Here is a 24106-nt window from a genome sequence, read left to right as displayed (position 1 = left end):
TCTTATGCCCGTCGAACAGTTATCCCCTTGTGTTATGACACCGTCCTCCGCAGAGGGCCGTCCTCCCGCAGGGGACGACGGGCGGATTGCGCAGGGCGCGCGTAAGGGGAGTCCTTGAGAATGTCGATTGCCGTAGCCGTGCTCGCCGATGACCCGATAACCGAAGAAGGCGCCATCGTGCGCTTGAACTCTTATGACGAGATTGCCGCGCGTTCCCTGGATTCGCGCCACGCCGCCGATGTCCTGCTCGTGCTGGCCAGCGAGGTGACCGGGGACATGCTGACCAGGGTGGCGCGAGTACACCGGGAGAGCGGGGGCGGAGGGCGCAGGCTGCCCGTGGTGCTCGTGGCCAACGAGTTCCCGGAGCACTCCATGCTCCGCGCGATCAGCCTCGGGCTGGTCAGCCTGTTGTACCGGAAGGAGAGCAGCTTCAACGCCATCGCGCGCGCCGTCGTATCGGCCGCGCGCGGCGGCGCGAAGCCCGGCGGCGACGGGGTGCAGCAGCGGCTCATCGGCCAGATCAAGTCGATCAGGGACAACGCCCTCCTCCCGCACGGCCTCAACGTCGCGGGCATCGGAGCCAGAGAGGTCAACGTGCTGAGACTGCTGGCCGACGGACTGAGCACCAAGGAGGTGGCGGGCCGGATCGGCTGTTCCGAACGCACCATAAAGAGCGTCATCCACCAGCTCGTGGCCCGCCACAACCTCAAGAACCGCACGCACGCCGTGGCGTTCGCGCTGCGCACCGGAGTTCTGTAACGCGCAGGAGTCACCCCCCACCCGCGGCCGGCGCCGGCCGCGGGTTTTTCGCGTGCCGCGAGGGCTTGCCGCCGCTAGGACTTGCCGGAGTCCGTCAGGCCGCCCAGGAAGTCGATCAGCGCCGCGTTGACCTCGTCGGGCCGCTCCTGCTGGGTCCAGTGACCGCAGCCGGGAAGCAGCACGCTGCCGCGCAGCTTCGGCGCGACGGCGGTCAGGTTCTTGAGGTACGCCTCCATGCCGTGGAAGGACGTCACCATGTCCCGGTCCCCGTAGACGTACAGCGCGGGCACCTCGATGCGCAGGCCCCGGAACGCGGCCGTCAGCTCGTGGTTGCGCTCAATGTTGCGGTACCAGTTGAGGGGCCCGGTGAAGGCGCTGTCCCCGTGTTCGGCGTAGTCCCGCGCGAACGCTTCGATGTCGTCCGGCGTCAGCCAGTCGGGCAGCCGCTCCGGCTCCGGGATCGTGTCCAGCAGCGAGGCGCCATCGGGAACGACCCAGGGCCGCGGCACTGCCGTGCCCGGATTGTCGCCCGACCCGCTGAACAGGATGCGGCGGAACGTAGAAGCGGGATCCCGCGCCAACTCGGCGTCCGCGACGCCTGGTTGCTGGAAGTAGAGCTGATAGAACCCGTCGCCGTATTGCTCCCGGCTGTCCTCCAGCGACCCCAGCCCGGCAGGCGGCGCCGGCGGCACACTGAGCCCGGCGACACCGCGTACGACATCCGGCCGCAGCAGCGCACTCGCCCAGGCGACCGGCGCCCCCCAGTCGTGACCGACGACGACCGCCCGCTCCTCGCCGAGCGCGTGGATCAGGCTGATCACATCGCCGGTGAGATGCAGCAGGCTGTACGCATCGACGTCCTCGGGCTGCTCGCTGCGCGCGTACCCCCGCTGATCGGGAGCGACCACCCGGTAGCCCGCCGCGGCCAGCGGCGCGAACTGGTGCCGCCAGGAATACCAACTCTCGGGAAAGCCGTGCAACAGCACGACGAGCGGCCCCTGCCCCTGCTCGGCGATGTGCAGCCTGACTCCGTTGACCTCGACAAAACTGTGCTCGACCGTGGAGCTCACGCATCCTCCAAACGTCCCAAAGGGGCTTGGACTTTACCCGGCACGGCACACGGTCGGCGAGGGGGGTGCGTGTACGGAGGCGAGGGCCTACGGCTCGGCGCTCACCCCGTCACGTACGCGGTCCTGCGCGACCATCAGCTTTCAGCGGCGTACCGCACGAATCGCGCCCAGTTGTGGGGCTTGATGGTGAGGTGGGGGCGGGTGGTGTTCTTGGAGTCCCGTACGCGGATGGCTTGTTCGGTGGCGGCGACCTCGATGCAGTTATCGCCGGCCGTGCCGCTGTGGCTGGACTTGAACCAGGCGGGTTCGGTCGTGGTCATGGTGCTCCTCCGATCTGCTCCGCTGAGCCCACGGAGCCCAGGTGGGCTCGGAATGGAGCGCCGCGCACTTGCGTGACTGTCAGGCTTCGGCGGCGTACCGCACGAATCGTGCCCAGTTGTGGGGCTTGATGGTGAGGTGGGGGCGGGTTGTGTCTTTGGAGTCCCGTACGCGGATGGTCTGTTCGGTGACGGCGACCTCGATGCAGTTGTCGCCTTCGGTGCCGCTGTAGCTGGACTTGAACCAGGCCGGTTCGGTCGTGGTCATAGCGCTCCTCTGATCCGCTCCAGCAGGCCACGCAGTCGGTAGGGCTGCCTGTGAACGGAATGTCGCGTACGGCTACCGTACGTGCCTTCAGGCGGAGGGTTTCCGCCAGCGGCCGGCTCAGTGGCCCAGTCGCGCCAGTGCCTGTTCCGGGTAGCGGCCGCCGGCTACCGCGTCGGCCGGGACGGTGGCTCGTAGCAGGGTGATCTGTTCGGGCGACAGGGACACTTCCGCCGACGCGGCGTTCTCTTCGAGGTAGCGCGTGCGCTTGGTGCCGGGGATGGGGACGATGTCGTCGCCTTGTGCCAGGAGCCAGGCCAGCGCCGCCTGGGTGGGGGTGCAGCCGATCTGGGCCGCTACCTCGCCGATGGCGCGCACGAGCGCCAGGTTGCGGTCGATGTTCTCGTCGGAGAAGCGCGGCCAGCGGCGGCGGTTGTCGTTCTCTCCCAGGTCCGCGCGGGAGGCGACGGAGCCGGTCAGCATGCCGCGGCCCAGCGGGGAGTACGCGACGACCGCTATGCCCAACTCCCGGCAGGTGTCCAGGAGTTCGCCCTCCACCACGTCGCGGGTGAACAGGGAGTACTCCAGCTGGATGGCGCTGATCGGGTGCTCGGCGTGCGCCCTGCGGAGGGTGTTGCTGTTCACCTCGCTCAGGCCCAAGTGGCGCACCTTGCCCGCCGTCACCAGCTCGGCCATCGCGCCCACCGTCTCCTCGATGGGGACCTCGGGGTCGCGGCGGTGGACGTAATAGAGGTCGAGACGGTCGGTCCCGAGGCGGCGCAGCGAGGCGTGGCAGGCCAGCGGTACGTACGCGGCCGAGGTGTCGACGCCGTCGACCCGGCCCGTCTCCGGGTCGTGGCGCAGGCCGAACTTGGTCGCCAGCACCACCTTGTCGCGCCGCCCCGCGCCGCCGCCCAGCCAGCGGCCCACCAGCTCCTCGTTGGCTCCGCGGCCGTATGCGTCCGCCGTGTCCAGCAGGGTGACGCCCAGCTCGGCGGCCCGGTCCAGGGTCCGCTGGGACTCGGCCTCGTCGGGGACCCCGTACGCGATGGACATGCCCATGCAGCCGAGGCCGATCGCCGACACCTCCGGGCCGTCGGTTCCCAGCGTGCGGTACCTCATCGCGTGCTCCTGTTCTCCGGGGATGCGGGATTCTCGTCGTCTGTGTGGTCTGTTCGGTCGGTGGGGGCGGTCGCGTCCGCGGGGGCGGCCGGCTCCGGCGGCAGCGACCTGTACGCCCGTGCCACGCTCAGCAGCCACGCCACCTCGCCCGCGTAGTCGCCCTCCTTCGCCGACGACGGCTCCGGGACCACCGGGTGCGCACCGACCGGCGCGTTGTCGTGCTTCGCGCGCAGCGCGGCCTGTACCGCCGTGGCGTGCACGGTCGCGCGCAGCTCCTCGCCGGACAGGCCAGCCCGTTGGGCGGTGCGGCCCGCCGCGGCCATGGCGGCGGGTTCCATGTACGGGCGCAGGACGAGCAGCCCGTCCTGGATCTCGATCACCTTGCGGTAGAGGCGGTAGTTGATGTCACGCGGCACGAAGCGGGACAGCCGGGCCAGCCGCGTCGGCGGCTCCGGGCTGAGGGCGATGTGCGGCAGCGCCCCGTACAGCGCCTGCCACAGCGGGTGCAGCCGCTGGTAGGACCGGAAGTTGCGCACCAGCCGCCGCCAGTCCGAGAGCCGGGGCCCCCAGGACGGCATGGTGAGCCCCGCCACCAGGAACGAGATGCCGATGCCGTTGGCCACCGGCGTCAACAGCTCCCAGTCGAGCGGTTCCAGCCCCGACTGCACGGCGATCAGGGACGCCGCGCGGTTGAGGCAGTAGATGAGGCACGCCCCCGCGCCGATGCCCGTGCTGAACAGGCCCCGGCGCAGCCACTGCCGGCCGGCGACCCGCCCGTACCGCAGGCACAGACGCATGATCTCGACCATGCCGGAGCCGAAGGCGCTGACGTAGAGCAGGAGATAGCCGGCGACCAGCGGGCGGTGCGCGTTCTGGAGCAGGTAGTGGGCGCTGCGGCCCTGGGACTGGGACCCGGCGACCGCCCACAGCGTCAGCATCGCGGCCGCGCACAGCGCGGCGATCACCAGCCGCACCAGCGCCCGCCGGCCCGCCTCCTCGCGGGGGTAGACCCAGTAGACGATGGCGATCAGGAAGGCCGCGCTGGAGCAGACGCCGCCCAGCAGATGGATGCCGAGCGCGCCGAGGTTGGGGACGCCCAGCGCGCTGTCCACGGTCGCCGAGACGGTGGGGGTGGACAGCGTGAAGGAGATCCCCTTGCAGGAGAAGGCGATGATCAGGGCGATGAGCGCCGGGTCCCGCCGGTGGTGGTGCACATCGCGGAGCTTGTAGAGCAGAGCCAGCGCGCAGAGAGCGGCACACGCCGGGAACACGACACTCTTGACACCAAGCAACAGGTCCTCCGGGCCGTCACAACACTGCCATCGATAATGCGCCGCAAGGCGTCGTGCGCGGGCTCAGTCCGGCGGATTCAGCGAGTTCTCGATACGGGCGACCGCGTCCGCGTGATCGGACGGCACGGCCCAGACGGACTCGACCGGCGGTCGGGTGACGCGCTCCAGAATCAGCGAGGCGACCATCTCCGCGGCCTGCTCCTCCTCGGTGGTGTAGCTGGTGCGGCCGAGCACGTCCCGTACCCGCTGCGGGTCGAGGTGCGGCACGAACGACTCGATGCCCATCGAGTCGGCCCCGGCGGCATCCGAGTGGCAGCACAGCATGTGCGCGAGCTCGTGGGCCACGATGTGGTCCCGGTGGAGCGCGCTGACGTTCGCCTCCACGACGATGAGGTCCATATCGTCCATGGCCAGCCACATGCCGCAGGGGCTCTGCGCGCCCAGGGCGACCGACATGAGCTGGATGGGCCGCCCGCGGTCCCGGCTCAGTTTCTCGGTGAGCGTGGCGATCGTGCACCCGTCGGGCAGGTCCAGACGCGCCAGGTGCGCTTCCGATGTGCGACGGAGTTCCTTATAGTCCTTGTGACCCTTTTTGCGTGGCCTGCCATGGGCCTTGGAGGGTTGCGAGTCCTGCGACATGCGTCCTCCTCGAAGCCGCCGAAACCGATGCTCCACCTGCCGAGCGATGGTAACTACCCCAGTCGGCGCCCGGACAATGGTCTTGGCCGAAAGCCCATGTTGGCCGGAACCGCCCGCCGCGCTCCTGGGACCCGGCCGGAGCACGGTACATGAAGGTCGCCGGGGTGTCCCGGCCCCATGATCGGTGGCCGGTCCGGGCCGGCCCATGGACCCGACTGTCTTAAAGAGACGCTTCGGCGGGGGAAGGGTGGTTGCGGCCGGAGCGGTGTATGTGCTCCCAGCGTCGCACGCACCGCAAGGGGCGAGGTCCGAAGCGCCCGTTTCCGCCGTGTGAGGGTCCGATCTCGGAGCGTCTGTTGCCCGCCGGGCGGGGGCCCGGCCCTGGAGCGCCCGTTTCCGTCATACGTCGCCCTGCCCCGGAGCCCGCCCTACCCCCGCGCGTCCTCCTTCACCATGTCGGCGCACCTCTCGCCGATCATCATCGTCGTGATGCACGGATTGACCGCGGGCAGAAACGGCATCACGGACGCGTCGGCGACCCGCAGCCCCCGTACGCCCTTCACCCGCAGCCGCGGGTCGACGGCCGCCGCCGGGTCGTCGGCCGCGCCCATCCGGACCGTGCCCGCCGGGTGGTAGACGGTGTTGTGGGTCTTGCGGAGGTAGTCCAGCAGCTCCTCGTCGGACGCCGCGCCGGGGCCGGGGGCAAGCTCCGCGCCCGCCCAGCCGGCCATCGGCGCCTGGGAGACGATCTCGCGGGCGAGCCGCAGCCCGTACGTCATCACCCGCACGTCGTGCTCGTGCGTGAAGTACCGCGGATCGACCCGCGGCTTGTCCCGGAAGTCGCGGGTCCGCAGCCGTACGGTGCCCATGGAGCGGGCCCGGGTGACGTTCGGCGTGAGGCAGAAGGCGTTCTCCGAGGTCGGATAGCCATGCCGGTACGTGTTCATGTCGAACGGCACCGAGCCGTAGTGGAACATCAGGTCCGGGCGGTCCAGGCCCGGCTCGGTGTCGGCGAAGACGCCGATCTCCCACCACTGGGTGGAACGGGTCACCATGGGCTGCCGCGCCTCCCACATGACCAGGCCCTCCGGATGGTCCTGGAGGTGGGAGCCGACCGCGGGGGAGTCGACGCGCACCTCCACGCCCGTCTCGCGCAGGTGCCCGGCCGGGCCGATGCCCGAGAGCATCAGCAGCTTCGGGGAGTCGATGGCCCCGCACGCGACGACGGTCTCGCGCCGCGCCGCGACCGTACGGGTCCGGATCAGGTCCGGCGCCAGGTACTCGACCCCGATGCACCGCAGCTCGCCGTCACCGCCACCGCCACCGCCACCGCCGTCGCCGTCCAGGACGAGCCGCTTGGCCTGGAGCCCCGTACGCACCTCAAGATTCGGCCGCTTCCCCAGGACCGGGTGCAGGTACGAGACCGAGGCCGACGAGCGCGTACCGTCCTCGCGGGCGTTGATCTGGAACCAGTTCGCGCCGCGCACCACCGTCTTCCCGGTGTTGAACGGGGTCGTGGGGATGCCCGCGTCCGCGCAGGCCGCGAGCAGTGCCGAGCCGCAGGGGTCGTTCGGCGGCACCGTGCGGATGGTGACCGGGCCCGTACGGCCGTGGTGGTCGCCGGGCGCGTCGTTGCTCTCCAGCCGCCGGTAGAGCGGGAAGCAGTCCGCCGCGCTCCAGCCCGTACAGCCGCTCGCCGCCCACTCGTCGAGGTCCTCGGCCGGGGCCCAGAAGGCGATGCAGGAGTTGTGCGAGGAGCAGCCGCCGAGCACCTTGGCGCGGGCGTGCCGCATGAAGCTGTTGCCGTTCTCCTGCGGCTCCACCGGGTAGTCCCAGTCGTAGCCGGATTCCAGCAGCCCCATCCACTTGTCGAGCCGCAGGATGTTCTCGTCGCCGACGTCGGACGGGCCGGCCTCCAGCACGCAGACGGTGACGTCCGGGTCCTCGGACAGCCGCGCCGCGACGACCGCCCCGGCCGTGCCGCCGCCGACCACCACATAGTCGAACTCGTCCGGGGCGTCATCCGGCCCCACAGTGTTCTCTCGCCGCATGGCCGTACTCCTGATCAAGTGGTGGTCGGGGCGGCGGGCCCCTCGGCGGCGTGCCCGGCGAGCACGCCCGTGCGTTTGCGCTGGACGAACCAGTAGTAGGCGAAGCCGCCGACGGCGACCACGCCGATGAACAGGAACGCGCCCCAGCGCAGATACCAGTGCTGCGGGCCGGTCGCGTTGTAGACCGCGGCTCGCGGCCAGGCGAGGTTGAGCGACATGGCGCCGCCCCACAGCACGGCCAGGACGTTCACCGGCATACCGAACTTTCCGAGCGAGAACTTGCCCCGGGCCGGCTCCCACCGGCCGCGCAGTCGCTGGATCAGCATCGGCAGGGTGACCAGCAGATACGCCAGATAGATCATGATGATCGCGATGCTGGTGATCACCGAGAAGATCTGCGGCTGGTTCACATTGATCACCAGGATGGCGACCGCGATGATCCCGATGACGACCGCCGGCAGCACCGGCGTCTGGAAGCGCGGGCTGACCCGGGCGAGCAGCGAGGCGGCGGGCAGGTTGGTGTCCCGCGCCATCGCGAACGCCAGCCGGATGCCCGCGGTGTGCACGGCCAGCGCGCACACGGTGATCGCGATGACCACGCACCACAGCACGATCTGCCCGATCGTCGAGCCGAGGGTGCTGAGCACCACGTACTGGAGGCCGTCCACGGAGAGCTCCCGCGCGTGCAGGTCCGGCACGGCGAGCAGGGCGAAGAGCAGGATGAGCCCGCCGATGAGGAACGAGGCGAGGAGCGCCCGCAGGATCGCGCGGGGCGCGTTGCGGCCCGGGTCCACGGACTCCTCGCCGAGGGAGGAGGCCGTGTCGAAGCCGTACATGACGTACGCGGAGGCCAGCGCTGCGGTGAGGAACGCGCCGAGGTAGCCGAGCGAACCGCCGCCGCCCAGCCCGTTCGTCTCGGTCACGGCGGCGGGGCCGCGGGTGATGTGCGCGGCCAGCAGCACGATCAGCGCGACGGCGGCGATCAGCTCGATGGCGACGCCCGCCGAGTTGATCTGAGCCATCAGTTTGACGCCGAAGGCGTTGACGATGGTGGTGAACGCGATGAGCACGGTGCCCAGCAGCACGGCGTTGGCCGCCGCGTCCGTCTTCCCGGTCCCGTCGCCGATGAACTGGAACCAGCCGGAGATCTGCGGCAGCGTGACCTGGTAGGCGAGGGCGACCGCGGCGAGCGACACCATGGTCGCGGTCATCATCATCCAGCCGCCGAGCCAGCCGACGTGCGGGCCGCCGAGTTTCTTCGCCCAGTTGTAGACCGACCCCGCGACGGGGTAGCGGGCGGCCAGCTCGCAGAAGCACAGGGCCACCGTGAGCTGCCCGCAGAAGACGATCGGCCAGGACCACCAGTAGGCCGGGCCGCCGTGGCTCACGCCGAAGTAGAAGAGCTGGAAGGTGCCGGTGAGGATGGAGATGTAGCTGATGCCGGCGGCGAAGGTGTGGAAGTTGCCCAGGGTGCGCTTGAGCTCGGGGCGGTAGCCGAGTTCGGCGAGCGAGTCGTCGTCGTGGGAGGCGTCGTGCAGGTCGGCGTGCGGGTCGTGGGGGCCGTCGTGGGGATCCCCGTGTGGGGCGTCCTGCGGGTCGTCGTGCGAGTCGCTGTACGTACCGCCGGGTGAGCTCACTCGAACCACCGCTGTGGGCGGGGCGCCGTGTTCCGCCAGATGTGCTTGGCCTCCTGGTACTCCGCCAGCCCGGCCGGGCCCAGCTCCCGCCCCACCCCCGACTGCTTCATGCCGCCCCACTCGGCCTGCGGTACGTACGGGTGGAAGTCGTTGATCCACACGGTGCCGCACCGCAGCCGCGCGGCGACGCGGTGCGCGCGTTCGGCGCTCTGCGTCCAGACCGCGCCGGCCAGGCCGTAGACGGTGTCGTTGGCGAGCGCCACCGCCTCCTCCTCGTCGCGGAACCGCTCCACCGTGAGCACCGGGCCGAACGACTCGTCGCGCACCACCGACATCCCCGGAGCGCACTCGTCCAGGACGGTCGGCGGGTAGTAGAAGCCGCCGCTCAGCGCCGGGTCCTCGGGGCGCGCGCCGCCGAGGCGCAGCACCGCGCCCTCCGCCAGCCCCGCCGCCACGTACGCCTCGACCTTGTCCCGGTGCGCGGCCGAGATCAGCGGGCCGGTACGGGCGTGCTCGTCGAACGGGCCGCCGAGCCGGATCTCCCGCGCCCGCCGCACCACCTCGTCGACGAACTCGTCGTGCAGGGAGTCCTCGACCAGCAGCCGCGCCCCCGCCGAGCAGACCTGCCCGGAGTGCAGGAACACCGCCATCAGGGCGTAGTCGACGGCGGTGTCGAACTCGGCGTCGGCGAAGACGATGTTGGGGTTCTTGCCGCCCAGCTCCAGGGCGATCTTCTTCACCGTCGGCGCGGCCGCGGCCATGATGCGCCGCCCGGTGACCAGGCCGCCGGTGAAGGAGACCAGGTCCACCCGCTCGTCCGAGGTCAGCGGCGCGCCTGCGGTGTCCCCCGCGCCCAGCACCAGGTTGGCGGCGCCCTCGGGCAGCCCGGCCTCGGTGAGCGCCCGCATCAGCAGGATCGCGGTGTGCGGGGTCAGCTCGCTGGGCTTGAGGATGAAGGTGTTGCCGGCGGCGAGCGCCGGGGCCACCTTCCAGGCCGTCTGGAGCAGCGGATAGTTCCAGGGCGTGATCAGCGAGCAGACGCCGACCGGCTCGTGCACCACCCGGCTGTCGGTCTCCGGGCTCCCGGCGTCGACGACCCGGTCGGTGCCGCCGGCGGCGCCGAGGTTGCCGAAGTAGCGGAAGCAGTTCGCGATGTCGTCCATGTCGTACTCGCTCTCCACGAGCCGCTTCCCGGTGTCCAGGGACTCGGCTCTGGCGAACGCGTCCTTGTCGCGTTCGAGCAGGCACGCGACGCGCAGCAGCAGCCGGCCGCGCTCGGCGGCCGGGGTGCGGGGCCAGGGCCCGCGGTCGAACGCCTCGCGGGCGGCGGCCACGGCGGCGGCCGCGTCCTCGGGGCCCGCCTCGTCCACGGTCGCCACCAGGGTGCCGTCCGCCGGACAGCGAATCTCGCGCGTACGGCCCTGGGCGGCCGCGGTCCACTGACCGCCGATGAACAACTCCGGCATGGGGTCCCTCCGGGCTCAGGTCGCTGTGCACGGCTCATACCGATGCGCACGGTTGAATCGATACGCTCGGTTATGTTGATGTGTACTTGACACATGCGTCGAATGGGGCGGGTGCGGGCGGGGACGGCTGTGACGGGTTCACGCTGAGCCTAAGCGGAGCGGGACGCACACACACGGTGTGCGCCGCCGTTCGGTCGACGGGCACCGGCCCCGAACGGCGGGCCTCGGGCGTACGGCTCGTCCGGGGTCCGCTTGGCCCGGGGGCCGCCTGTCCCGGTCCGGATGATCCCTAAGGGGGTCCGGCGCCTCCCGGGATCCCGATGATCACCCAAGCGGTGGGCGGTTGCGGGTGGACTAAAGATGGGTCGCCGCCCGGATTCGTACTGCCGAAAGAGTAGGGGCAAGTCCCTCCGTGCGGACGACGCAGGAAGCACCGGCCGCGAGTCATTGTTGGAGGTATGAACGATGACCGACGGACCCGGCGAGGCGAGACATGAGCCCACTCGTGCTCTCGGTACTGCTCTGCGTGGTCTCCGCCGTCTGCTACGCGGCCGGAGCCATCGTGCAGGAGCGCGTCGCCGCCACCGGCCCGAACGGTACGTACGCGCCGCTGGCCCAGCCCCGCTGGTGGGGCGCGGTGGTCCTGACCGGCGCGGGGGCCGGGCTGCACGTGGCGGCGCTCGCGTACGGGCCGCTGAGCCTGGTGCAGCCGCTGGGAGCGCTCACGATCGTCTTCGCGCTCCCGATGGGCGCCCTCGTCGTCCGCCGCCGCGTCGCCGCCGCGGGCTGGCGCGGCGCGATCCTCGCCTCCGTCGGGCTGGCCGGACTGATGTCGCTGACGGGCGAGGCGCGCGCCGGAGAGTCCCTGGACACCGCCGAGCGGCCGGTGCTCGCCGTCGGCGTGCTCGTCGCGGCCGCGCTGCTGGTGCTGGGGGCGCGCTGGGTGCGCCGCCCGGTCGTCCGGGGCGTGGCACTGGCCGTGGCGGCGGGCGCCGTCTTCGGCATGGCGTCCGTGTTCACCAAGACCGTCGCCGAGGGCTGGGGCGACGGCGACACGTTGTCGGTCCTCGCGCCCAGCATGGCGGCCGTCGCGGTACTGGCGGTGTCGGGGCTGCTGCTCTCGCAGGCCTCCTACCGGGGCGCGGGGCTCGCGGCGCCGCTCGCCACGGCGACGGTCGTCAATCCGGCCGTCGCGGCGGCCGTGGGGATAGTGGCGATGGGGGAGCGGTTCCGGTACGGGCTGCCGGGCGGCCTGCTGGCGCTCGCCGCCGCCGCGGTCGCGGCGACCGGAGTGGTCATGCTGACCGTCGAGGGCAGCAAGCACGGGCCGGAAGATGCGGAAGGGCCGCGCGGGCCGCAGGGGCCGGGCGGGACGCGCTCGCGGACATCGGTGCCCCGGCCGGCACGGGAGCTGTCGCAGGCTTCCGCCTCTGCCGTGCCCGGGCCTGGGACTGCGCCTGGGGTCGCGCCGTCCTCCGCGCCTTCGGCGGCGCGCAGGTCACGGCTCCGGCTGCCGCGCGGTGAGCGGCTGCCCGCGCACAAGGAGTCGGCGAACGGGGAGCAATCGGCGAACGGGGAGCAGCCGGCGAACGGGGACGGCACGGGCCTGGTGGCGGCCGGCTCGAAGACCGCCTCGAAGTAGCTCGACGTAGCAGGCAGCCGGCCTCGAAGCAGCGGCAGTAGCGGCGCCCGGCGGGACGGCGGCACCGTCCGGGCCGAGCCGCCGCGGGGCCGCCGCGGGCTCGTCCGGGCCGGGTTCCGGAGGCCGTCATTCCATGATCAAGATTACGGAATTGTCACTGCCGACCCGTATGTTGATCCGCATGAAGCACCGGAAAACCAAGGGGCAGGGGCAGGGGCTGGCGCGCTCGTCGGCGCTGATGGCGGTGGGCACGGTGATCTCCCGCGCGACGGGGATGATCAGGCTGCTCCTCCAGGCGGCGGCGCTCGGATCGGGGCTGCTGGCCAGCACGTACACCACGGCCAACACCGTGCCCGCGAGCCTCTACTTCCTCATCATGGGCGGGGCGCTCAACGCCGTGCTGGTGCCGCAGCTCGTACGGGCCCGGCTGGAGCAGCCCGACGGCGGGCGGGCGTACGAGCAGCGGCTGGTCACCCTCGTGGTGTGCGTGCTCGTGGCGGGGACAGCGCTCGCCGTGTGGGCGGCCCCGGAGATCGTCAGCGTGTATATGCGCGACACACCGGACCAGCACGCGGCGTACGAGCTGACCGTGGTCTTCGCGCGGTTCCTGCTGCCGCAGATCTTCTTCTACGGGCTGTTCGGCATACTCGGCCAGATCCTCAACGCGCGGGGCAAGTTCGGCGCGATGATGTGGACGCCGGTGCTCAACAACCTCGTCCTGATCGCCATGTTCGGCCTCTACCTCGGCTTCGTCGCCGCGCCCGACAGCGTCCAGGACATCACGGCCGCGCAGGTGCGGCTGCTGGGCATCGGCACCACGGTCGGCATCGCGCTCCAGGCGCTCTCGCTGATCCCCTACGTGCGCGAGGTGGGCTTCCGGTTCCGCCCCCGGTTCGACTGGCGCGGGGCCGGGCTGCGCAAGAGCGCCGCCGCCGCGCGCTGGACGCTGCTGTTCATCCTGGTCAACCAGGTGGCCATGACCGTCGTCACGAACTACGCCAACGCCGCCGACCTGGAGAGCCCGCAGGGCGGAGTGGGCAACTCCGCCTATTTCTACGCACAGAACATCTGGACCTTGCCACAAGCGGTCGTAACGGTCTCAGTGGTCACGGCCTTGCTCCCCCGCCTCACGCGTGCCGCCGCCGAAGAACGGCTCGACGACATGCGCGACGACCTCTCCCGCGCGCTGCGCGTCAGCGGCGTCGTCATCGTCCCCGCCGCGTTCTTCTTCCTGGTCTTCGGCCCCCAGCTGGCGGCCCTGTTGATCGGCCACGGCACCGGGGACGCGGCCTCGGCGGAACCGGCGGGCAACATGCTCCAGGCGTTCGGCCTCGGCCTGATCCCGTTCTCCGCGCAGTACCTGCTGCTGCGCGGCTTCTACGCCGTCGAGGACACCCGTACGCCGTTCTGGATGGCCGTATGGATATCCGGCGTCAACGTCGCCCTCGCCACCGCCTGCCACCAACTGCTGCCCGTGCGCTGGGCCGTGACCGGCATGGCCGCCGCCTACGGGGTCTCGTACGGCGTCGGCCTCCTGATCACCGCGCTGCTGCTGCGCCGCAAGCTGGCGGGGCGGCTCGACGGCAAGCGGCTGTGCCGGACGTACGGCAAGCTGACGCTCGCGGCACTGCTCGCGGGCGCGGCCGGACTCGCCGCCGCCCACATCTCCAGCGGCCCCGCACTGGCGCTGGCCGCCGGGGGAGTGGTGATGGCCGGCTTGTTCGTGCTGCTGGCGAAGGCGCTGCGGATAGGCGAACTGCGCAGCCTGCCCGGCCTGGGCTGAGGTGTCGGCGGGGGGCGGGCCACCGCAACGGGCCGCCCCCGCGCCTCTGGCGCACCCGCGCCCGAGCGGTTCGGCCCGCCCGGCGGTGCCAGCCCATTGCAGCGGTGCCGGCCCTTGCAAAGGGCGGGCCCCGCGTCCGGCGGGCGGGCCCGGGCCTCGCGCCTGGTGGATCGCCCCGGTGGACGGGTCTTGCGCCGGGCGGACCGGTGGACCGGCCCCACGCTTGACCGGTTCGGGCCCGGTGGACCGATCCCGCGCTTGGCCGGTTCGGCCCGGCGGGCTGGCCCCGCGCCAGCCGGTTCCGCCCGCGTGGTGGTGTCGGCGTCGCGGTGGTCTGCCCGGTCCCTGTCAGGGGCGTTCGGCCGGGTTCAGGTGGTCAGGGGGCGTCATCGGCAGGGTGAAGCCGATCTCGGCGCCGCCGCCCATGCGGTTCGCGGCGTGCACGGTGCCGCCGTGCGCCGCCGCGACCTCGCGGACGATGGCGAGGCCGAGCCCCGAGCCCGGGAGGCTGCGCGCGGTGGAGGCCCGGTAGAAGCGGCTGAAGAGGTGCGGGAGGTCGGCCTCGTCGATGCCGGGGCCCCGATCCCGTACGTCCACCCGGCCGCCCGAGACCACGATCTCCAGCGGATCGGCCCGGTCCTGGTCGAACTTGGCGGCGTTCTCCAGCAGGTTGGAGATCGCCCGCTGGACGGCGGGCGGCCAGCCCAGCACGGTGGCCGGGGCCGCCGTCCGCACGGTGACCGTACGGCCGGTGCGGCGGCGCGCCAACGCGGCGGCCCGCTCGGCCGCCTCGCCCAGCGCCACCGGCACCGGGTCCCCGGCCTCGCCCTGCCCGGCCGCCAGCTCCACCAGCTCGTTGACCAGGTCGGTCAGCTCCCGCGCCTCGTCCGTGAGGTCGGACAGCAGCTCGTCGCGGACGTCCGGCGGCAGCTGGTCGTAGCGGCGCAGCGTGGAGAGGTTCGTACGGAGCGACGTGAGCGGCGTGCGCAGCTCGTGACCGGCGTCCTGGACCAGCCGGCGCTGGTCCTCCTCCGAGTGCGCGAGCCGCCCGAGCATGTCGTCGAACGCCCGGCCCAGCCGCCCCACCTCGTCCTGCCCGCCGACCGGCACCTCCATGTCGAGGCGCCCCGTCGCCGCGACGCCCTCGGCGACGCCCGTCAGCCGCACCAGGCGGCCGGTGATGCGGCGCGCCAGCCACCAGCCGACGATCGAGGACGCGGCGATCAGCGCGGCCACGAAGAGGACGGTGCGCTTCTGGAGGTCGTTGAGCAGGTCCTCGGTGTCGCTGAGCTGCTGGGCGACCTGCACCGCGCCCCGGCCGCCGCCGAGCGAGACGGTCGCCTGGCGGTAGTCGTCGCCCTCGACCTCGCCCCCCACGAACCGGACCACCCCGGCCCGGCGGTTCTCCGCCAGCGCCCGGTCCGTGGCGGACACCGGCAGCGTCGGCTGCCCCGTGTCCGCTATCCGCCCCTGGGCGCCGAGCACCTGGACGACCGTACGGGTGGGGCGGATCAGATCGTCCCGCGGGCCGTCGTGGTCGGGGTCCCCGGAGACGTAGTCGGCGGGGAAGAGCGCCTTGTGCGTGACCTGCTGGCGCAGGTCCTGGACCACCTGCCGGAAGACGGACTGCTGGTCGACGCGGACCAGATGCGCGGCCGCGTCGTAGCTGAGGAACCCCACCAGCCCGGTGACCACCGTGGTCACCAGCGCGAAGGAGGCGGCGAAGACGGTGCGCAGGCTCGGGCGGGGACGCGGCCGCAGACGCAGGTTCACGGGTCAGGAGGCCCGCAGGGTGTAGCCGACCCCGCGCACCGTGTGGATCAGCGGGGACAGCTCGGGCAGATCGACCTTGCGGCGCAGATAACCGATGTAGACGGCGAGGTTCTTGGAGCCCGGACCGAAGTCGTAGCCCCAGATCCGGTCGTAGATGGTCGAGTGGTCCAGCACGATCCCGGCGTTGCGGACCAGCAGCTCCAGCAGGTCGTACTCGGTCCGGGTCAGCTCCAGCTCCCGCCCGGCCCGCCACGCCCGCCGCGCCGACGGCTCCAGCCGCAGATCCGCGACCTCCGGCACCGCCCCCGCGACCGTGGGGCCCGGCGCGACCCGGCGCAGCAGCGCCCGCAGCCGCGCGAACACCTCGTCGACGTCGAACGGTTTGGCCACGTAGTCGTCCGCGCCCGCGTCCAGCCCCGCGATCCGGTGCGCCGTCTCCACCCGGGCCGTCAGCATCAAAATCGGCGTCCGGTCGCCCTCGGCGCGCAGCACGCGGCACACGTCCAGCCCGTCCACGCCCGGCATCATCACGTCCAGCACGATCACGTCCGGCCGGCTCCGGTGCACGGCGGCCAGCGCCTCCACGCCGTCGGCCACCGCCGTCACGCGGTACCCCTCCAGTGCCAGGGCGCGCTCCAGCGCGTGACGGATGGCCCGGTCGTCCTCGGCGAGCAGCACGGCGTAATTCACCGGGCCAAGTCTGCCAAGGCGGCGACGGGCGATCGGCGCTGCCCCTGTCCGTCGCGTCCCGTACGCCCCTGTCGTTCCCCTTCTCTTACCCGTTCTCTTACCCGGCTCTTAATGCGGTCACGCTGCCGGCTTACCTGCCTGGGCCACCGTGAGCACGGTGCCGGGAGCGCCCCGAAGAGCCGTGCCGGGCTCCTGACCACGTAAGACTCCCGATCACGCAAAGGCCCCCGATCACGCAGAGACCCCCGACCGCGCGCGGCCGCCGACCACGCGAGGCTCCCGACCACGCGAGGCTCCCGATCAGGCGAGGCCTCTGACCCCGTAAGGCTCCCCGACCACGCAGACCGCTCGGCAGACCCCGGAAAGACACCGCATGAAGATCGCATTCCTGCTGCACAACGCCTACGGGATCGGGGGCACCAACCGCACGACCTTCAACCTGGCGGCCGCCCTCGCCGACCGGCACCAGGTGGAGATCGCCTCCATGACCCGGCACCGGGACGAACCGGGGCTCGCGCTCGACCCGCGCGTACGGATCGTGCCGCTGGCCGACCTCCGGCCGCCGGGCGGCACGGACCAGGCGGCCGGAGCCGACGACGCGTGCACCGAGGGGGCCGGCCCGGCCGCCTTCGCCGCCGAACGCCACCACGGCCCGTACAGCAGGCTCGCCGAACGGCGGATCGCGGACTACCTGCGCCGCTGCCCGGCCGACATCGTCATCGGCACCCGGCCCAGCGTCAACATCCACCTCGCCCGCTTCGGGCCCCGCCGGGCGCTGCGCATCGCACAGGAACACCGCTCGCTCGACGCGCACCCCGAGCGGCTGAGGCGCGAACTGGCCCGCCACTACCGCTCGTTGGACGCCCTCATCACGACCACCGAAGCAGACGCCGCCGCCTACCGGGAACGGATGCCGCTGCCGGGCGTACGGGTCCTCGCCGCGCCCGACAGCGTCCCCGAACCGCCGGGCGCGCCCTCCAGCGGCACCGCGAAGGTCGTCGTGGCGGCCGGACAACTCGCCCGCGGCAAGCGGTTCGACCTGCTCATCGAGGCGTTCTCGGCCGTCGCCGCCAAGTGCCCCGACTGGCGGCTGCGCATCTACGGCGGCGGCGCGGAGCGCGACCGCCTCGAACTGCTCGTCGCCGGGCTCGGACTCGGCCGCCACGTCGAACTCATGGGCCCGCACGCCCCGATCGAGGCGGAGTTCGCCAAGGCGTCCATCGCGGCCTTCGCCTCCGAGACCGAATCCTTCGGCATGACGATCATCGAGGCCATGCGGTGCGGGCTCCCCGTCGTCTCCACCGACTGCCCGCTCGGCCCCGCCGAGATCATCCGCGACGGCGTCGACGGGCTCCTGGTGCCCACGGGCGACGGACAGGCCCTCGCCGCCGCCCTCCTCGACCTCATCGGCGACGCGCCCCGTCGCCGGGCCATGGCCGCCGCCGCGCTCGACGGCTCCCGCCGCTTCGACCCCGCCCCGATCGCGCGCGGCTACGAGCGGCTCTTCGCCGAACTCGACGCCACCCGGCGCCGGCGCGCCGTGCGGCGCGGCTACGCGGCGGCCCGCGCCACGTTCCGGGCCATCGCCCGGCGCGGCACACGCCCGCGGACGCCGGGGGCCCCGACGCCCGGACGGGCAGCGGCCGGTGCCGAGGGCATGGGACCCGCGCGCCGAACGGACAGCGGCCATACCGACAACAGCGGCACGGCCCGCGGCGGCGGTGGCGACGCGCCTGCACCCGGCGCGGCCTCGCCTCGCGGCACCGCCCTCCGGTGGGCCGCACCCCAGCCGGGCGAGCGGCGATGCGCCGCCGCTGCCCCTCCTGCGACCGCCCCGCGCCGCCCCGCGCGCCGCATCGGCGTCCGATGGTCGTCCGCCCAAGGCCGGGCCGCCCGCCGCGCCGCCGCCGACGGCGCGACGGCCGCGGCACAGCGCCGAGCCGCCGCGCGGGCCGCCCGGCAGAGTGCCCGGCAGAGCGCCCGCAGAAGGGGTCGCGCCACCGGGGCGACGACGGTCCAGCCGACGGACGTACGGGTGAACGGGCCCCGCCGGGGCGCCACTTCGCGGCTGCGTACGCGCCGGAGGGCCGTTTCACCCACGGGCGCGCGCTGGGGGAACGCCGCACGGCTGAGTACGCGTCAGGTGAACGTCCCATGGATGAGCGCGCGTCGGGGGAACGCCTCACGCATAGGCGCGCGCCGGAAGGGCGTCTCACGGGCGGGTACGCGCTGGCGAGCCGCCCTGCCCGCGCGCACGCCCCGAGGGGCTGTCCCGCGCATGGGCACGCGCCGGGAAACGGCCTGGCGCATGGGTACGCGCCGGGTCGCCGAGCGGCTGTTCGCCCGCCGCCGGGCAGGGGCGGTTCGGCGGGCCGCTCGTCGGGGGACCGGGCCGTGGGGCGCTGGTCTGCCGTTCGGCCCGCGACGGGGCGGTGCGCCGGCGGTTCTTGCCGTAAGGGGGCGGGCAAGCCGGTTCGACGTACGGGCGGCCACCGTGGAGGGGAACGGGCTGTGGGCCGGTCTCGTCGCGTGGTTCCTCGCACGGCCCGGAATGGGCGGCCGTACGGCCGCCGACGCCGTTCTCGCGGACCGCGTCCGCCCGGCCTTCCCGCGATTCGGCGGGCAGCCGACCGGCGGCCTCTGCGGCAGGCTCGCCAACCCGCGCTTCCCCCGCCCCTTCGGCGGTCCCGGCGCCGGGGCGTGCGGAGAGCCGGGGTGAGCGGTGACAGCGGCATACGGCCGGGGGCCGCTCCGTGAACTGGCTGCACGCTGCCGCCTTCGGGGCGGTGCAGGGGGTAACCGAGTTCCTGCCCATATCGTCCAGCGCGCATCTGCGGATCGCCTCGGCGCTGACGGGATGGCACGCCCCCGGCAGGGGGTTCACCGCGGCCACCCAACTGGGCGCGGAAGCCGCCGTACTGGTCTATTTCAGACGTGACATCGGCGCGATGGCGCGGGCTTGGGGGCGTTCGCTCGTACGGCCCGCCGCCCGCGCGGACCCCGACGCGCGCCTCGGCTGGAGCATCGCCCTCGGCAGCGTCCCCATCGGCGTGCTCGGCCCCTCGCTGCACGACACGATCGCGCCCGCCTTCCACGACCTGCGGTTCGTGGCGCTCGGCCTCATCGTCCTGGGCATGCTCCTGGCGGTCGCCGACCACTGGGCGCGGGGCGACCGGGCCGCGCCCGAACCGAGGTTGCGCGACACCGTCCTCATCGGCCTCGCGCAGACCCTGGCGCTGGTGCCGGGGGCTTCGCGTACGGGCGGCAGCCTGGCGGCCGCGCTGTTCGCGGGGTACGGGCGGGTGGCGGCCGTGCGTTACTCGCTGCTGCTCGCCGTCCCCGCCGTGCTCGGCTCCGGGGCGTACGGGCTGGTCCGCGGGGCTGCCGCGCACAGCGGCGGGTACGCGCCGGGCGCGGTGGCGACGGCCCTGTTCGCGGCGGCCGTCGCGGGGGCGGTCGGGCACGCGGCGCTGACCTGGTTCATGAGGTTCATCCGAGGGCACACCTTCGGCGGGTTCATGGTCTACCGGACCGCCGCCGGGTTCCTGCTCCTCGCGCTGCTCGCCGCAGGTTCGCTGCCGGTCATGGCCTGACGGATGCGGGCTTACGAGCCCCGAATGTGCTGTGGGGCAAGAGCGGTGGCCGGAGGCGGCCGCCATGGATTGTCAGTGGTCTCTGGCACGCTCGGACCATGACTGAGATCCCCGTCGAAAACTACGCGCGGACCTGGGGCGACGGAGCGCGGGCCGAGCCGCCGCTCACCGGCGACGAGCGCACCGCCTTGACGTCCTCCCTCGACTGGCACCGCGCGACTTTCGAGCTCAAATGCTCCGGCGTGCCGCTGGACCGGCTCTCGGAGAAGGGAATCCCACCGTCCGGGCTGAGCCTGCACGGCCTGGTCCGCCATCTCGCGGCGGCCGAACGCTGGTGGTTCCGCATCCAGTTCGCGGGGGAGCGGGTGCCGCAGCTCTACTACTCCGACGACGAGCCGAATCAGGACTTCGACGACCTGGACGGCGATGTCAATGTGGCCTTCGCGGTCTGGCGCGCGGAGTGCGAGTGGGCCCGCGAGATCGTCGCCGAGGCGGATTCCCTGGACGCGACCGGCATCCGCCGGCGCACGGGCGAACCCATCTCGCTCCGCCGGATACTCGTGAACATGATCGCCGAATACGCCCGCCACAACGGCCACGCCGACCTGTTGCGCGAGCGGATCGACGGCGCCACGGGCCACTGAGGCGCCGGACGGCCCCGGTCGTCCCGGCGCGCTCCAAGACCTCCGGGCCGCGGGTGATATGGCGCGCTCGCGACGCGTGACCGCGACGCGTGACCGCGACTGCGCAGCGGCGCCGCCGAGCCCGAGCCGTAGCCCGCTTCCGGGGTGGACCGCTTATGGAGTCGCCAGCACCCGGCTCGGGGGGCGGTCGCAGGCTCGGACCGGACGGTGCGGGGAGGGGCTTCGGCGGACCGCCAGCAGCGCCATGTCGTCGGACGGCGGACCGCCGACGTGCCATCGCACATCGCGAAGGAGGTGGTCGAGCAGTTCCTCCGGAGCCGCGCCGCCGAACCGGGCGAGGCGGGCGGCCGGGTCGTAGAACGCGCCGCGGGCGTCGCGCGCCTCGGTCACGCCGTCGGTGAGCAGGAGCAGGGTCGCACCGACGGGCAGCGGCAGCGTCTCGGTGGCCGCGGGGCCGGGGCTGAGCGCGCGCAGCCCGAGCGGCAGGCCGCGCCGCCGCGGCTCCAGGCGCCGTACAGTCCGGGGGCCGAGCAACAGGGGCGCGGGGTGGCCGAGGTTGAGCAGCCGCACTGTCGCGCCGTCCGCCGGGATCTGCGCGAGGACGACGCTGGCGAAGTGCTCGCCGCTGTCCCCCGCACCGGCACTGTCACCCGTACCGGCACCGGCCCTGTCACCGGCAGCGGAACGCCCGCTGCCGGCCCGGCCCGTATCGCCATCGCTCATCGCCCAGGCGCGCCCCGCACCGGCTGCGTCGCCCGCGACATCTGCCTGTACCGGTATCCCGAGGCCCTTGGTGTCACCCCACCCGGGCGCCGTCTCCAGGGCGTCGGCCAGCGCGGCCAGCGTGGGCGCCTCACCGGCCGCGGCGTCGAAGGCCGCCAGCAGCGCCGCGGCGCCCGCGGCGGCGCGCGGCCCCTTGCCGCGTACGTCGCCGATCAGCAGCCGGAGCCCGTACCGGGTGACGCGCGCGGCGTGCAGATCGCCGCCGGAGCGCGTGGCCCGGTCGGCGGCGACATTGCGTGCCGCCGTCGTCAGCGAGGTCATCGCCGTGCCCATCGCCTCAGGCGTCCCGCAGCAGCGCCGCGAGATCGCTGTCGACGTCGAGATGTCCGCTCTCGGTGCCCGCGGGCACCAACTCGTAGGAGTGCCGCAGGAATAGGCGCAATTCCGTCGTATCGATCTGAATCATCGCCATGCCCTCCAGGGCATGGAATTCCAGCACGGTGCGGTCCGCGCCGCACGGCCATACGTGGACATCGCCTGCGCCGACCGGCTCGTTCAGCCCGGACGCCAGCAGGTCACGGGCGAAGGTCCAGGCCACTTCCGCGCCGTCGAGCGACGCGGTGGCCGGGAAGGTGATGCGTACGGCGAAAGGGTCGGCGGGCTCGTACCGCAGGCCGGCGGGGATCGCCCGCTCCAGCGGTGCGGACGCGATAAGGCGGACCTGGACGGCTTGGTTGATGACAGTGGACAACGCCTGCTCCCTTGCTTTTGGTGCGGGTCCTTGTCTCTACGACCCCTAAGACGGCCGCTTCATTACGCCAGTGCACACGATTCCACTGTGACCTGCGTCACCCCCAATTATTGGATGGGATATTTCCCCTTTACGCTTACGAACTCGATGCAAATGCCTCCAAGCCCGGGCGGACCTGTCATGCACTCCCGTCCCCAGGAGAGGCACCGACAGGGGTGTTTCACCATGACCGACGGTTCCATATCGCTGGACGAGGACGGCTACACGCGGCTGTTCGAGCAGGAGCACCCGAGACTCGTCGCCTACGCGCGTACTCTCACTGGCAACTCCTGGCTCGCCGAGGACCTCGTGGCCGAGGCCCACTTCCGCATCTGGCGCCGGCTGCGGGCCGGGCATGTCATCGACAATGTCCCCGCGTACCTCACTACCACCGTCAGAAACCTCTCCACCACCGTCGGTCGGGCGAACCGTGAGATTCCGCAGGACCCGGAAGACGGGCACGCCTGGTCCGAGGAGCCCCGGACGGCCGAGGACCCGATGCAGCGCGTCGCCTACGTCGACCTGCTGGCCAAGGTGATGGAACAACTGCCGCGCCGCTGGGTCAAGGCCCTGTGGCTGGCCGAGGCCGAAGACCAGCCGCTGGAGGCGGTGGGCCGGCAGATCGGCGCGGGCAGCGGGGCGACGGCGGTACTGCTGCACCGGGCCCGCGAGGGCATGCGCCAGGCGTTCCTGCGGACCATGCCGGGCACCCCGTCGAGCGCGTCCTGCGAGGGGCACTGGGACCGGATGCCCGCCCACGTACGGGGTGCGGCGTCGGCCAAGCAGGCGGACGGGCTGGACTCCCATGTCTCCAATTGCCCCGACTGCCGCGACCGCATGGCCCTCCTGATGCGGGCCAACACCCGGCTGCCCGCGCTCGTCGGCCCGGCGCTGCTGGCCCTGCTCGCGGGCGGCACGGCGAAGTTCCTGGTACCGCTCGCCGGTGCGGGCGCGGCGGCGGCCGCCGCGGGGCAGAGCGGTCAGCAGACCGGGGCGGGCGCGGCGAAGTCCGTACGGCACCTGCTGCGCGGCCAGGTCGGGCAGGCCGGGCCGGTCGCGGCCACGGTCGCCGGGATCGGGGTGGTGGCCGTCGCGGGCGTCGCCGTCGCGGCGGGCATCGCCCTGACCGGCGGGCCGGGGACCCTGCCGCAGCAGCGGGCGGCGGCCCCGTCGGCCAGTGCGGCACCGGGGCAGGGCGCGGGCGGCGGCGGTGGGGACGGTACGGGAGGGGCTTCCGGCTCTGACGGGTCGGCCGGCGATGCCAGCGGCTCCGGCGTTTCCAATGGAAACGGTGGAAACAGCGGTACCGATGGCTCCGGAGAAGAAGAGCGGGTGAGCGGCGGGGCACGGGCGAAGCGCCCCCTGCCCGCGCAGCGCACCCCCGGCAGCGGCGAGCGGACCGGCGGCATCCCGGGTCCGACCGGCCCCGCGCCCTCTTCCTCCGCCGTCGTGCCGCCGTCGACCCTACCGGCGAGCGCCTCTCCGACGCCGACGGGGACGCCGACCGGGACACCCACCCCGACCCCGACCCCGACCCCGACCCCGACCCCGACCCCGACCGCGACGGGGACGGGTCCGACGCCCACGGGGTCGCCCTCGCCGACCACCGCGCCCCCGACCCCCACGGCCCCTCCGACCACAGCGCCGCCCACGACGGCCCCTCCGACGACGCCGCCGCCCACCACCGAGCCGCCGACCCCTACGCCCACGCCGAAGCCCACCCCCACGCTTCACTGCGAGTGGTACCACCTCGGTCACTGGAAGGTGAGGGTCTGCTGGTACCAGTAGGCAGCCGGGCGGTTCCCTTGTGTGCGTCGGACGTGCCCCTCGGCCCATGGACGGGTGCCCCC

At 72.8% G+C, this 24106-nt stretch carries 20 protein-coding genes; 7 read left to right on the top strand and 13 right to left on the bottom strand.

Annotated features, from left to right (window positions below):
* Positions 1 to 120: 120 nt before the first annotated feature.
* Positions 121 to 759 (top strand): LuxR C-terminal-related transcriptional regulator, encoded by a 639-nt coding sequence (locus tag AB0I22_RS04555; RefSeq protein ID WP_363129142.1) that lies wholly within the window; start codon positions 121 to 123, stop codon positions 757 to 759.
* 74 nt (positions 760 to 833) lie between these two features.
* On the opposite strand, the gene AB0I22_RS04550 is transcribed toward AB0I22_RS04555, so the two are convergent.
* From AB0I22_RS04550 to AB0I22_RS04510, 9 genes are all read right to left on the bottom strand, one after another.
* Entirely contained in the window at positions 834 to 1829 is a 996-nt protein-coding gene (locus AB0I22_RS04550; RefSeq protein ID WP_363129141.1) for an alpha/beta hydrolase, read from the bottom strand.
* Positions 1830 to 1963: 134 nt separating this feature from the next.
* Positions 1964 to 2149, bottom strand: coding sequence for a DUF397 domain-containing protein (locus AB0I22_RS04545; protein WP_363129140.1), 186 nt, complete (start codon positions 2147 to 2149; stop codon positions 1964 to 1966).
* Between the two features lie 79 nt (positions 2150 to 2228).
* Complete coding sequence (locus AB0I22_RS04540; protein WP_363129139.1) at positions 2229 to 2414, bottom strand: DUF397 domain-containing protein; 186 nt, start codon at positions 2412 to 2414, stop codon at positions 2229 to 2231.
* A 117-nt stretch (positions 2415 to 2531) separates the two neighbouring features.
* Positions 2532 to 3533 carry an aldo/keto reductase gene (locus tag AB0I22_RS04535; protein ID WP_363129138.1) on the bottom strand — a complete coding sequence of 334 codons (1002 nt, stop codon included), beginning with the start codon at positions 3531 to 3533 and terminating at the stop codon, positions 2532 to 2534.
* Positions 3530 to 4804: an MAB_1171c family putative transporter gene (locus tag AB0I22_RS04530; RefSeq protein ID WP_363129137.1), complete on the bottom strand. Its 1275-nt coding sequence runs from the start codon at positions 4802 to 4804 to the stop codon at positions 3530 to 3532. The genes AB0I22_RS04535 and AB0I22_RS04530 overlap by 4 nt, the downstream gene beginning before the upstream one ends.
* 84 nt (positions 4805 to 4888) lie before the next feature.
* Positions 4889 to 5464 carry a toxin gene (locus tag AB0I22_RS04525; protein WP_363129136.1) on the bottom strand — a complete coding sequence of 192 codons (576 nt, stop codon included), beginning with the start codon at positions 5462 to 5464 and terminating at the stop codon, positions 4889 to 4891.
* 428 nt (positions 5465 to 5892) lie between these two features.
* Positions 5893 to 7515 carry a GMC oxidoreductase gene (locus AB0I22_RS04520; RefSeq protein ID WP_363129135.1) on the bottom strand — a complete coding sequence of 541 codons (1623 nt, stop codon included), beginning with the start codon at positions 7513 to 7515 and terminating at the stop codon, positions 5893 to 5895.
* A gap of 14 nt (positions 7516 to 7529) precedes the next feature.
* On the bottom strand, positions 7530 to 9053 hold the full coding sequence (locus AB0I22_RS04515) for an amino acid permease (RefSeq protein WP_363129443.1): 1524 nt from the start codon (positions 9051 to 9053) through the stop codon (positions 7530 to 7532).
* A 95-nt stretch (positions 9054 to 9148) separates the two neighbouring features.
* The gene (locus AB0I22_RS04510) at positions 9149 to 10618 is read right to left on the bottom strand and encodes an aldehyde dehydrogenase family protein (RefSeq protein ID WP_363129134.1); all 1470 of its coding nucleotides are present in this window, start codon (positions 10616 to 10618) and stop codon (positions 9149 to 9151) included.
* Positions 10619 to 11111: 493 nt separating this feature from the next.
* Here AB0I22_RS04510 and AB0I22_RS04505 point away from each other — a divergent pair, with 493 nt between their 5' ends.
* Together AB0I22_RS04505 and murJ are read left to right on the top strand one after the other, a co-directional pair.
* Positions 11112 to 12260 (top strand): DMT family transporter, encoded by a 1149-nt coding sequence (locus tag AB0I22_RS04505; RefSeq protein ID WP_363129133.1) that lies wholly within the window; start codon positions 11112 to 11114, stop codon positions 12258 to 12260.
* 181 nt (positions 12261 to 12441) lie between these two features.
* Positions 12442 to 14043 carry a murein biosynthesis integral membrane protein MurJ gene (gene murJ / locus AB0I22_RS04500; protein ID WP_363129132.1) on the top strand — a complete coding sequence of 534 codons (1602 nt, stop codon included), beginning with the start codon at positions 12442 to 12444 and terminating at the stop codon, positions 14041 to 14043.
* Positions 14044 to 14391: 348 nt separating this feature from the next.
* On the opposite strand, the gene AB0I22_RS04495 is transcribed toward murJ, so the two are convergent.
* Together AB0I22_RS04495 and AB0I22_RS04490 are read right to left on the bottom strand one after the other, a co-directional pair.
* On the bottom strand, positions 14392 to 15816 hold the full coding sequence (locus AB0I22_RS04495; RefSeq protein WP_363129131.1) for a HAMP domain-containing sensor histidine kinase: 1425 nt from the start codon (positions 15814 to 15816) through the stop codon (positions 14392 to 14394).
* A gap of 3 nt (positions 15817 to 15819) precedes the next feature.
* Positions 15820 to 16506 carry a response regulator transcription factor gene (locus tag AB0I22_RS04490; protein WP_363129130.1) on the bottom strand — a complete coding sequence of 229 codons (687 nt, stop codon included), beginning with the start codon at positions 16504 to 16506 and terminating at the stop codon, positions 15820 to 15822.
* Positions 16507 to 16879: 373 nt separating this feature from the next.
* Here AB0I22_RS04490 and AB0I22_RS04485 point away from each other — a divergent pair, with 373 nt between their 5' ends.
* From AB0I22_RS04485 to AB0I22_RS04475, 3 genes are all read left to right on the top strand, one after another.
* The gene (locus AB0I22_RS04485) at positions 16880 to 19225 is read left to right on the top strand and encodes a glycosyltransferase (RefSeq protein ID WP_363129129.1); all 2346 of its coding nucleotides are present in this window, start codon (positions 16880 to 16882) and stop codon (positions 19223 to 19225) included.
* Positions 19226 to 19259: 34 nt separating this feature from the next.
* Positions 19260 to 20099 carry an undecaprenyl-diphosphate phosphatase gene (locus tag AB0I22_RS04480; RefSeq protein WP_363129128.1) on the top strand — a complete coding sequence of 280 codons (840 nt, stop codon included), beginning with the start codon at positions 19260 to 19262 and terminating at the stop codon, positions 20097 to 20099.
* 98 nt (positions 20100 to 20197) lie between these two features.
* Positions 20198 to 20743, top strand: coding sequence for a DinB family protein (locus tag AB0I22_RS04475; protein WP_363129127.1), 546 nt, complete (start codon positions 20198 to 20200; stop codon positions 20741 to 20743).
* A 153-nt stretch (positions 20744 to 20896) separates the two neighbouring features.
* Here the strand turns inward: AB0I22_RS04475 and AB0I22_RS04470 are convergent, their stop codons facing one another.
* Positions 20897 to 21799, bottom strand: a complete 903-nt coding sequence (locus AB0I22_RS04470) for a PP2C family protein-serine/threonine phosphatase (protein ID WP_363129126.1) — start codon at positions 21797 to 21799, stop codon at positions 20897 to 20899.
* Between the two features lie 4 nt (positions 21800 to 21803).
* Positions 21804 to 22217: an SsgA family sporulation/cell division regulator gene (locus tag AB0I22_RS04465; RefSeq protein ID WP_363129125.1), complete on the bottom strand. Its 414-nt coding sequence runs from the start codon at positions 22215 to 22217 to the stop codon at positions 21804 to 21806.
* Positions 22218 to 22442: 225 nt separating this feature from the next.
* Between AB0I22_RS04465 and AB0I22_RS04460 the strand changes: the two genes are divergently transcribed.
* Positions 22443 to 24044: a sigma-70 family RNA polymerase sigma factor gene (locus tag AB0I22_RS04460; RefSeq protein ID WP_363129124.1), complete on the top strand. Its 1602-nt coding sequence runs from the start codon at positions 22443 to 22445 to the stop codon at positions 24042 to 24044.
* Positions 24045 to 24106 lie beyond the last annotated feature (62 nt).

Source organism: Streptomyces sp. NPDC050610 (assembly GCF_040654875.1).
Lineage (GTDB): Bacteria > Actinomycetota > Actinomycetes > Streptomycetales > Streptomycetaceae > Streptomyces.
Note: the sequence above shows the minus strand (reverse complement) of the source record. Positions and strands in the feature narration are given on the sequence as shown.

Coding starts and splice junctions, on each gene's coding strand:
- AB0I22_RS04555 (WP_363129142.1), top strand. CDS start 121: ATGTCGATTGCCGTAGCCGTGCTCGCCGATGACCCGATAACCGAAGAA.
- AB0I22_RS04545 (WP_363129140.1), bottom strand. CDS start 2,149: ATGACCACGACCGAACCCGCCTGGTTCAAGTCCAGCCACAGCGGCACG.
- AB0I22_RS04540 (WP_363129139.1), bottom strand. CDS start 2,414: ATGACCACGACCGAACCGGCCTGGTTCAAGTCCAGCTACAGCGGCACC.
- AB0I22_RS04535 (WP_363129138.1), bottom strand. CDS start 3,533: ATGAGGTACCGCACGCTGGGAACCGACGGCCCGGAGGTGTCGGCGATC.
- AB0I22_RS04525 (WP_363129136.1), bottom strand. CDS start 5,464: ATGTCGCAGGACTCGCAACCCTCCAAGGCCCATGGCAGGCCACGCAAA.
- AB0I22_RS04520 (WP_363129135.1), bottom strand. CDS start 7,515: ATGCGGCGAGAGAACACTGTGGGGCCGGATGACGCCCCGGACGAGTTC.
- AB0I22_RS04510 (WP_363129134.1), bottom strand. CDS start 10,618: ATGCCGGAGTTGTTCATCGGCGGTCAGTGGACCGCGGCCGCCCAGGGC.
- AB0I22_RS04505 (WP_363129133.1), top strand. CDS start 11,112: ATGAGCCCACTCGTGCTCTCGGTACTGCTCTGCGTGGTCTCCGCCGTC.
- murJ (WP_363129132.1), top strand. CDS start 12,442: ATGAAGCACCGGAAAACCAAGGGGCAGGGGCAGGGGCTGGCGCGCTCG.
- AB0I22_RS04485 (WP_363129129.1), top strand. CDS start 16,880: ATGAAGATCGCATTCCTGCTGCACAACGCCTACGGGATCGGGGGCACC.
- AB0I22_RS04475 (WP_363129127.1), top strand. CDS start 20,198: ATGACTGAGATCCCCGTCGAAAACTACGCGCGGACCTGGGGCGACGGA.
- AB0I22_RS04470 (WP_363129126.1), bottom strand. CDS start 21,799: ATGGGCACGGCGATGACCTCGCTGACGACGGCGGCACGCAATGTCGCC.
- AB0I22_RS04460 (WP_363129124.1), top strand. CDS start 22,443: ATGACCGACGGTTCCATATCGCTGGACGAGGACGGCTACACGCGGCTG.